The sequence below is a fragment of the uncultured Bacteroides sp. genome, assembly GCF_905207245.1.
Classification (GTDB): Bacteria; Bacteroidota; Bacteroidia; order Bacteroidales; family Bacteroidaceae; genus Bacteroides.
Map to the genome: position 1 here is coordinate 23,597 of NZ_CAJLKP010000073.1, position 7,550 is coordinate 31,146.

Sequence of the window (7,550 nt, forward strand, 5' to 3'; positions counted from 1 at the left end):
ATATGAAAACAAGAAATTTGTTATATAAAAGCATATTGGCAGTGACCTTACTGCCCGCATTCGCAGCATGCGAGCCCAACATGGACTATATCAACCCGACGGCTGAAGTGGAAGATACCTATTATACTACTAAAGAACATCTGATCTATGCCGCCAACGGATGCTATAACATACCACAAATTCTCCAGTTCTGGGGGCGCAACATGCCGTATGCCCTGAACCTCGTGAGCGATGAGGCCATCTATACTCCTCAGGCAGCTGCCGGAGATCCCGATAACGTTGCCTGGTCGGGCTATACCACCAGCGGCAACCACGGTATGACTACTGAAATCTTTCAGAACATCTACGTACTGCAATACACCGCCAACCTCGCCATCCAGAAGTTGACGGACGATGGCGCCGCCGAACTGTTCGGGTCAGACGTCTCCACCTACAACCGCTGTCTGGGCGAAGCATACTTCTTCCGCGCCTTCAGCCGCTTCCTTGCCACATTTATGTTTGGCGATGAAATCCCCGACCGTGATTATCCTGCCACAGGTGGCCCGAGCGACAGCTACGAGCCTGCCCGTGAACCCGGTTATATCTACCAGCGCATGGTGGAAGACCTGACCAAAGCCGCCGAATTGTTGCCCGGACGTACCGAGCTCTATGACGGACACCCGGAAAACATGGGACGCATCGGTAAAGGCGCCGCACAAGCCCTGCTTGCTAAAGTCTATATGGGACGCCCCATCTTAGACGGTTCGGCAGGTGCCGGTTCAGCCGAATGGCAGTTGGCAAAAGCAGAACTGGAAAAGATTATCAAGTCCAACGACTACGATTTGGTGGATTGCTATCGTGACAACACTTCCAATGATAATGAGAACAATAAGGAATCATTGTATGAAGTGCAATTTGTGTACAGTGCCGATGCCAATGTCAACATGTCCATCGACAGATTGAACTTCGGGCAGAACTCATGGCGGCAGATTGGTTTCACCATCTCTCCGGGAGCCGGCGGTTGGTACAATGTCATGCCTTCCATGTGGCTTTATAATGAGTTTGAGCGCAATGCCAACGGTGAAATCATCGACCCGCGCGCTTTCCAGGGATTGTGGATACCCAATGGCGCTACATTCTTCCGCAACGGGCAAGCCAAAAAATACGAAAATACATATAACTATCTGGCCGACTCATGGTTGGGCAAGTTCTTCGGCACCCGTAAATATTGTATAGACGATGATTCGACCATGCCTGATCTGATGCGTGGTCCGGCCAACGACCGTATACTTCGCTATGCTGACGTGCTACTAATGTATGCCGAATGCTGCATTGAGACCGGTGACGAAGCTACCGCCCTGGTCTACATTGACAAGATACGTTCACGTGCCAACAATCAGGTATTGCAAGACTCTCCGTCGGACAAGGGGCTGTTTTATACAAAGGCCAGAGGTACATTGCCTACCGCCCAGGAAGTGTTAGCTGCTAAACCCGTGGTGGGACGCGTGGTGGACGATGCCGGTGGCGTAATCCTGCCGGGCGTAGAAATCAATACCGCCCGCCGCCTGCTGAAGCACGAATATACCTGCGAGCTCTTCCTCGAGGGCTGGCGTTTCTTCAACCTGATGCGCTGGCATAACAATACGGCCGATCCCGACCATACCAATGTCATCGACGGTTTGGTAAACAAGTATAAGGTACAAGAATACCAGACTTCACTGACAGGGCCTGTGCCGTTCAACTATGAGAAGAACCGCATCCTCCCGATTCCAAGCAGAGAACTGGAAGTCAATCCGAACATGCACGGAAACAGTGCGAACTAAAAACTCTCATTTGTGAAACTATAACCCAAAACAAACTCTTTAAATATTTTGAATTATGAAAAATGTATTGAAACTTATTTTCTCTTCTTTGTTGGTGCTGCCATTAACAATGAATGCCCAACAGCAAAACTTTCCTGCGGGAACCGTTCCCAACGAGCACAACATTAACGGAGCCGATTATCCCCGCATAGGCGAAGACAGGCGGGTGCACTTCAGAATCCACGCTCCTAATGCCCAAAAAGTAGAAATCAGCTTCCGGGGCGAAATGACCAAGGAAGCAGACGGATACTGGTCGCTCGTGTCGAAAGAACCCGAAGTAGTCGGTTTCCACTACTATCAGGTGATTATAGACGGGGTAAGCGCTGCCGACCCTAATGGAAAACCGTTCTTCGGCATGGGCAAATGGGTGAGTGGCATTGAAATACCGGAAAAGGGTGTGGACTACTATTCCATAAAGAATGTACCTCACGGATTAATCAGCCAAAGCTGGTACTACTCCGATATCCGCAAGGAATGGCGCAGATGCATCGTCTATACTCCGGCGGAATATGACAAGAATCCCACCAAGAAGTATCCGGTACTCTACCTGCAACATGGTATGGGCGAAAATGAAACAAGCTGGGCCAACCAAGGCAAAATGAACTTCATTATGGATAACCTGATTGCCGAGGGTAAAGCCAAACCGATGATTGTGGTAATGGACAATGGAAATATCGAAGTCTTGAAGAACAATCCGGGCGAAACGCCTGCCGAAGCAAGAAAAAGATTCGGTGCCGAGTTCCCCGCCATCTTGGTAAATGAAATCGTTCCGCACATTGAAAGCAACTTCCGCACACTGACCGACAGGGATAACCGCGCCATGGCAGGTCTTTCCTGGGGTGGACTTCTCACCTTCAACACCACGCTGAACAACCTGGATAAATTCGCCTACATCGGCGGATTCAGCGGAGCGGGCAGCATCGACCTGAAGAACCTCGATGCCGCTTATGGCGGTGCATTCAAAGACCGCAAAGCATTCAACGACAAGGTGCATGTATTCTTTCTGGGCATCGGTTCGGAAGAACGCCCCGAAAGAACGAAGAACCTCAGTGACGGCTTGAAGGCAGCAGGAATCAATAATATCTATTATGAGTCTCCGGGCACCGCTCACGAATTCCTCACCTGGCGTAGATGTCTGAAAGAATTTGCTCCTTTATTATTCAGAACTAAATAAGGTAGGATTACAAAAATAAATTCCCATTTATAACACTACGCATCAATCAGATGAACCATAATGTATAACCAATCAAACAGACTATAATAATGAACATCTTCCATCGAAAATCATTGCTGGCAATTTGCCTCACGGTTATGATGACTCTACCGGGCTATGCGCAGAAAAATGAAGAGTCCCCACAACTGTCCGATTACTTCTCTCCGGCAACCACAGGCGTCATGTCACCGGACAGCGAGGGCTTTATTCAGCGCTGGCTACTGTTGGAACCCATTGACAAGCCCAACCGTTCCAACACCGTCTTTACCGACAGTTATATTCGCGAAGCATTTGCCACCGAATATTTCCCCGGACAATTCACCGTGCTGCCCAAAGACGGGGATAAGGTAAAAGTAGGCAAACAAAAACTGACCTGGCACGCACTCGAAAGCAAACTCTTCAATGTGAAGCTCTTCCGCTTTGCCTCCGGTTTGAAGAAACAAGTATATGGCGTGCTGTTCTGGGCTGTCACAGTGATTGAATGCCCCGAAGACATGGAGAACGTCCGGATGTCGGTAGGCTCCAACTCTGCATCCATGTGGTGGGTGAACGGCGAAGAAGCCGTAATCCTTTCGGGCGACCGCCGCATGGTCAAGGACGACTGCCTGTCGCGCCGACTGACCTTGAAGAAAGGTAAGAACATCGTCCGCGGAGCCATCATCAACGGCCCCGGAATGAGTGATTTCTGTGTTCGCTTCCTCGACGAGAATGGAGCACCTGTTAAAAACATTACTATCAGCTATAAATGACCATGAAAACAAAAGCTATACTTCTGGGCGCGGCAGCCCTGATGTCTGTATTGACATCTCAAAAAGCAATTGCACAAATCGGCGCTCCATACATCCACGACCCCTCGACCATCATGGAGTGCGATGGTAAATATTACACGTTCGGCACAGGCGGGGGCGGACTGATTTCTGAAGACGGCTGGACGTGGAACGGCGGCGGGGTAAGACCCGGAGGTGGTGCCGCTCCTGATGCCGTGAAGATAGGCGACCGCTACCTGGTTGCTTACAGTGCCACCGGGGGAGGACTCGGAGGAGGACACAGCGGCAAGGTATTGACCATGTGGAACAAGACCTTAGACCCCAATTCCCCCGACTTTGCCTATACGGAACCCATAGAGGTGGCATCTTCGGTGAACGATGAAGATTGCGATGCCATTGATGCCGGACTCTTGCTCGACCCTACAGACGGACGCTTGTGGCTGTCTTACGGCACATATTTCGGATTTATCAGACTCGTAGAACTCGACCCTGCAACCGGTAAACGGATGGAAGGCAACGAAGCAATCGACATTGCCATTGATTGTGAAGCGACGGATTTGATATACCGTGATGGATGGTACTATCTGCTGGGCACGCACGGCACTTGTTGCGATGGTCCGAACTCTACCTACAACATCGTGGTCGGCCGTTCGCGCAAGGTGACAGGACCATACGTTGATAATATGGGAAGAAAGATGCTGGAAGGCGGCGGTAAGATGGTGATTGCTGCAGGAAACCGCCAGACCGGTCCCGGGCACTTCGGACTTTTCAAAGTGGCCGATGGTGTAGAGAAGATGTCATGCCATTTTGAAGCTGATTTCGACCGGGGTGGCCGCAGTGTATTGGGCATACGTCCACTCTTATGGAAGAATGAATGGCCCGTTGCCGGTGAAGTCTTCAAAGAAGGAACTTACGAGATTGAGTCCGAACGCAGAGGTTATGCCCTCGAACTTGCCGTCGACTTTGTGCGCATGGAGTATACCAGACATCGTTTCTGGGAAAAAGACGACACTCCCATCGTCCCTTTGAAGTCACAAACATTGGAAGATGTGATAGGGACCTGGCCGCAAGGAAAGATTGACGTAAGAATCGGCGACTACATGTTCCGTCCCCACCAGAAGTGGACCATTACCGCTGTGCCCGAAGCCGGCGGATATCTGGGTGGCCCTTACTACAAGATTGTGATTGAAGGAACCAACCGGGCATTGGCCGCCACAGCAGATGCGGAGGTTGTGACAGTTCCTGAATTTACGGGAGCACCCGAACAGTTATGGAGAATAGACCAGTTGACAGACGGTACCTACCGGATTATGCCCAAAAAAGTGCCGGGAACCGACAAAGAACTGGTTCTGGTATCCGTAGGCGACAGCACTCCCTCACTCGGCAAGTTCGATATGAACAGCGATAATTCCAAGTGGAATTTCCGCGATCATTAGAAACTACGTAACAGTGCCATACCGGGTAATCCCACTCAAAATTCAGTTGACAAGGGACAAGTTATCCCTTGTCAACTTATCAATTGCAAAAGTTGAACTTGCGAAACTTGAATTAAAAATTAAGTGAAACGACTAAAAAATGAATAGTATGAAATTAAAAGCAATCATTCTTTGTATAGGAGTAGTGGGATGCCTGGTATTCACCGGATGCGGGAAAGGTACATCTTTTTCCCGCTCCAATAATCTGGTATTAAATGATTCCAACTACTTTGAAACGCGCGGACTGAACTTCTTTGTATTCAGCAATATATACGACGCTACCTTCGATGATTCCAAAATCAGCGCCATAGAAATCATTCACCACGGCATCCGCACTGCCACCAACGGAGATGTGCGTATGAACCCAACACCCGGTCAATGGGACAAACTGCCGAAGTTCATCGAACGCATACCGGATAAAGAACATAACCGGATTGACGTCACACTGAGTTACCCCGAATACGACTTCGAGTACAAGTTAACGACAGAAGCCCGCGACGGTGGTCTCTATCTTAGTGTAAACGTAGACAAACCTCTGCCCGAAGCCCTGAATGGTATAGCCGGACTAAACATGGAATTTATGCCGCCTGTTTTCTTCGGGCACTCTTACATAATGGACGGCAAATACGGCCTGTTCCCCACTTCTCCGGCCGACTTTATGACTACCATCAACGGCGAAGTAGAGCCCACCCCCATGACCACCGGCAAACAGATAGACATCGCACCGGATGAACCGTTGAAACATGTCACCATCCGCACCACGGATAATAACCACCTGTCTCTCTTTGACGGACGAAACAAACAGCAGAACGGAAACTTCGTTGTGCGCACCCTGCTCCCGACAGGGAAGACAGGCAAAATAGCCGAATGGTTTATCATGGCCGAAACTCAATCCGACTGGGTACGCAAACCTGTAATAAGCCACTCGCAGGTAGGTTATCACCCTACACAAAAGAAAATGGCCGTAGTAGAACTGGACAAGAATGACAAGCCGCTTTCCAACATCTCTTTATATAAGGTGTGCGACGATGGCAGCCTCAGCAAATCCCTGTCCGGTGCTCCCCAAACATGGGGAATGTACACACGCTACAATTACCTGCAATTCGACTTCTCCTCTGTCACAGAGCCGGGCATCTACATGCTGGAATATGGCGACCAGCGCACGGCTCCTTTCCCCATCGCAACAGATGTGTTTCAGAAAGCATGGTTCCCGACCTTGGATGTATTCTTCCCCGTACAAATGGATCATATGTTTGTCAGAGAAGCCTATCGCGTATGGCATGGGGCGGCACATCTGGATGATGCCCTGCAAGCTCCCGTCAATCGCATCCACTGGGATGGATGGAGGCAAGGACCAACCACCGGAAACAAGTACAAGCCACTGGAACATATTCCCGGGCTGAACGTCGGCGGATGGTTTGACGCAGGAGATTTCGACATCCAGACAGGCTCTCAGCATGCGGTGGTACAAACTTTCACCCTTCTGTGGGAGACCTTCGGGATAAACCGTGATGAAACCACCATCAACCAAAAGACGCGTTATACGGAAATACACGTACCCGACGGCAAACCGGACGTATTACAGCAACTCGAACACGGCGTTCTGCAATTAGTGGGACAAGTAAATGCAATAGGCTATGCCATTCCGGGTATTAACGAATCCCACCTGTATCAATACCGCCACTTGGGCGATGCGGTGAATAAGACTGATAATCTGGTTTATAACCCGCACCTGGACAGTCTGCAAACCGATGGCCGCACAAGCGGCACCCCCGACGACCGTTGGGCATTCACCAACCGGATGCCACATATGAACTACGGCACAGCCATCTCACTGGCAGCCGCTTCGCGCGCACTGAAGGATTATAATCCGGAGCTGAGTAAAGAAGCATTGCGTGTAGCGCGGTTCATCTGGGATGATGAACACAACCGTGAAGCGCCCGCCGACCCCCCCGCATCCAACGGACGGTACAACAGTGCCGAGTTCATGAAATCTATTGAATGCAGGGCAGCCTTCGAACTTTGGCGCTCAACCGGTGACGAAAGCTACCGGACAAATATGAATAAGTTGCTTCCCGCCCTTCTGGAACAGTTCAACCGAAATGCCCAGGTCATTGCACAAATGATTCCTTTCATGGACGATGCCTTCAAAAAGCAAGTGAGGCCCTTGGTAGAGGCTTATGCTGAAGAGCTTGCCAAAGTAGACGAAGAAAATCCGTATGGGGTAAGAATCACTACCGCCGGATGGGCAGGC

The 7,550-nt window shown here is 50.2% G+C and carries 5 protein-coding genes; all 5 read left to right on the top strand.

Going from position 1 to position 7,550, the window contains the following annotated elements; translation table 11 throughout:
- Positions 1–2: 2 nt before the first annotated feature.
- A complete protein-coding gene (locus QZ135_RS18930; protein ID WP_294612922.1) occupies positions 3–1,802 on the top strand; it encodes a RagB/SusD family nutrient uptake outer membrane protein in 1,800 nt (599 codons plus the stop codon).
- Between the two features lie 55 nt (positions 1,803–1,857).
- Entirely contained in the window at positions 1,858–3,015 is a 1,158-nt protein-coding gene (locus QZ135_RS18935) for an alpha/beta hydrolase-fold protein (RefSeq protein WP_294612925.1), read from the top strand.
- An 89-nt stretch (positions 3,016–3,104) separates the two neighbouring features.
- Positions 3,105–3,803: an acetylxylan esterase gene (locus tag QZ135_RS18940; RefSeq protein ID WP_294612928.1), complete on the top strand. Its 699-nt coding sequence runs from the start codon at positions 3,105–3,107 to the stop codon at positions 3,801–3,803.
- A gap of 2 nt (positions 3,804–3,805) precedes the next feature.
- Positions 3,806–5,257 (top strand): family 43 glycosylhydrolase, encoded by a 1,452-nt coding sequence (locus QZ135_RS18945; RefSeq protein ID WP_294612931.1) that lies wholly within the window; start codon positions 3,806–3,808, stop codon positions 5,255–5,257.
- A 148-nt stretch (positions 5,258–5,405) separates the two neighbouring features.
- Positions 5,406–7,550, top strand: a 2,145-nt coding sequence (locus tag QZ135_RS18950; RefSeq protein ID WP_294612934.1) for a glycoside hydrolase family 9 protein, incomplete at its 3' end; no start/stop codon positions are given.

Bases quoted from the DNA above. Each gene is read 5' to 3' on its own strand.
- QZ135_RS18930 (WP_294612922.1), top strand. From the start codon at position 3: ATGAAAACAAGAAATTTGTTATATAAAAGCATATTGGCAGTGACCTTA.
- QZ135_RS18935 (WP_294612925.1), top strand. From the start codon at position 1,858: ATGAAAAATGTATTGAAACTTATTTTCTCTTCTTTGTTGGTGCTGCCA.
- QZ135_RS18940 (WP_294612928.1), top strand. From the start codon at position 3,105: ATGAACATCTTCCATCGAAAATCATTGCTGGCAATTTGCCTCACGGTT.
- QZ135_RS18945 (WP_294612931.1), top strand. From the start codon at position 3,806: ATGAAAACAAAAGCTATACTTCTGGGCGCGGCAGCCCTGATGTCTGTA.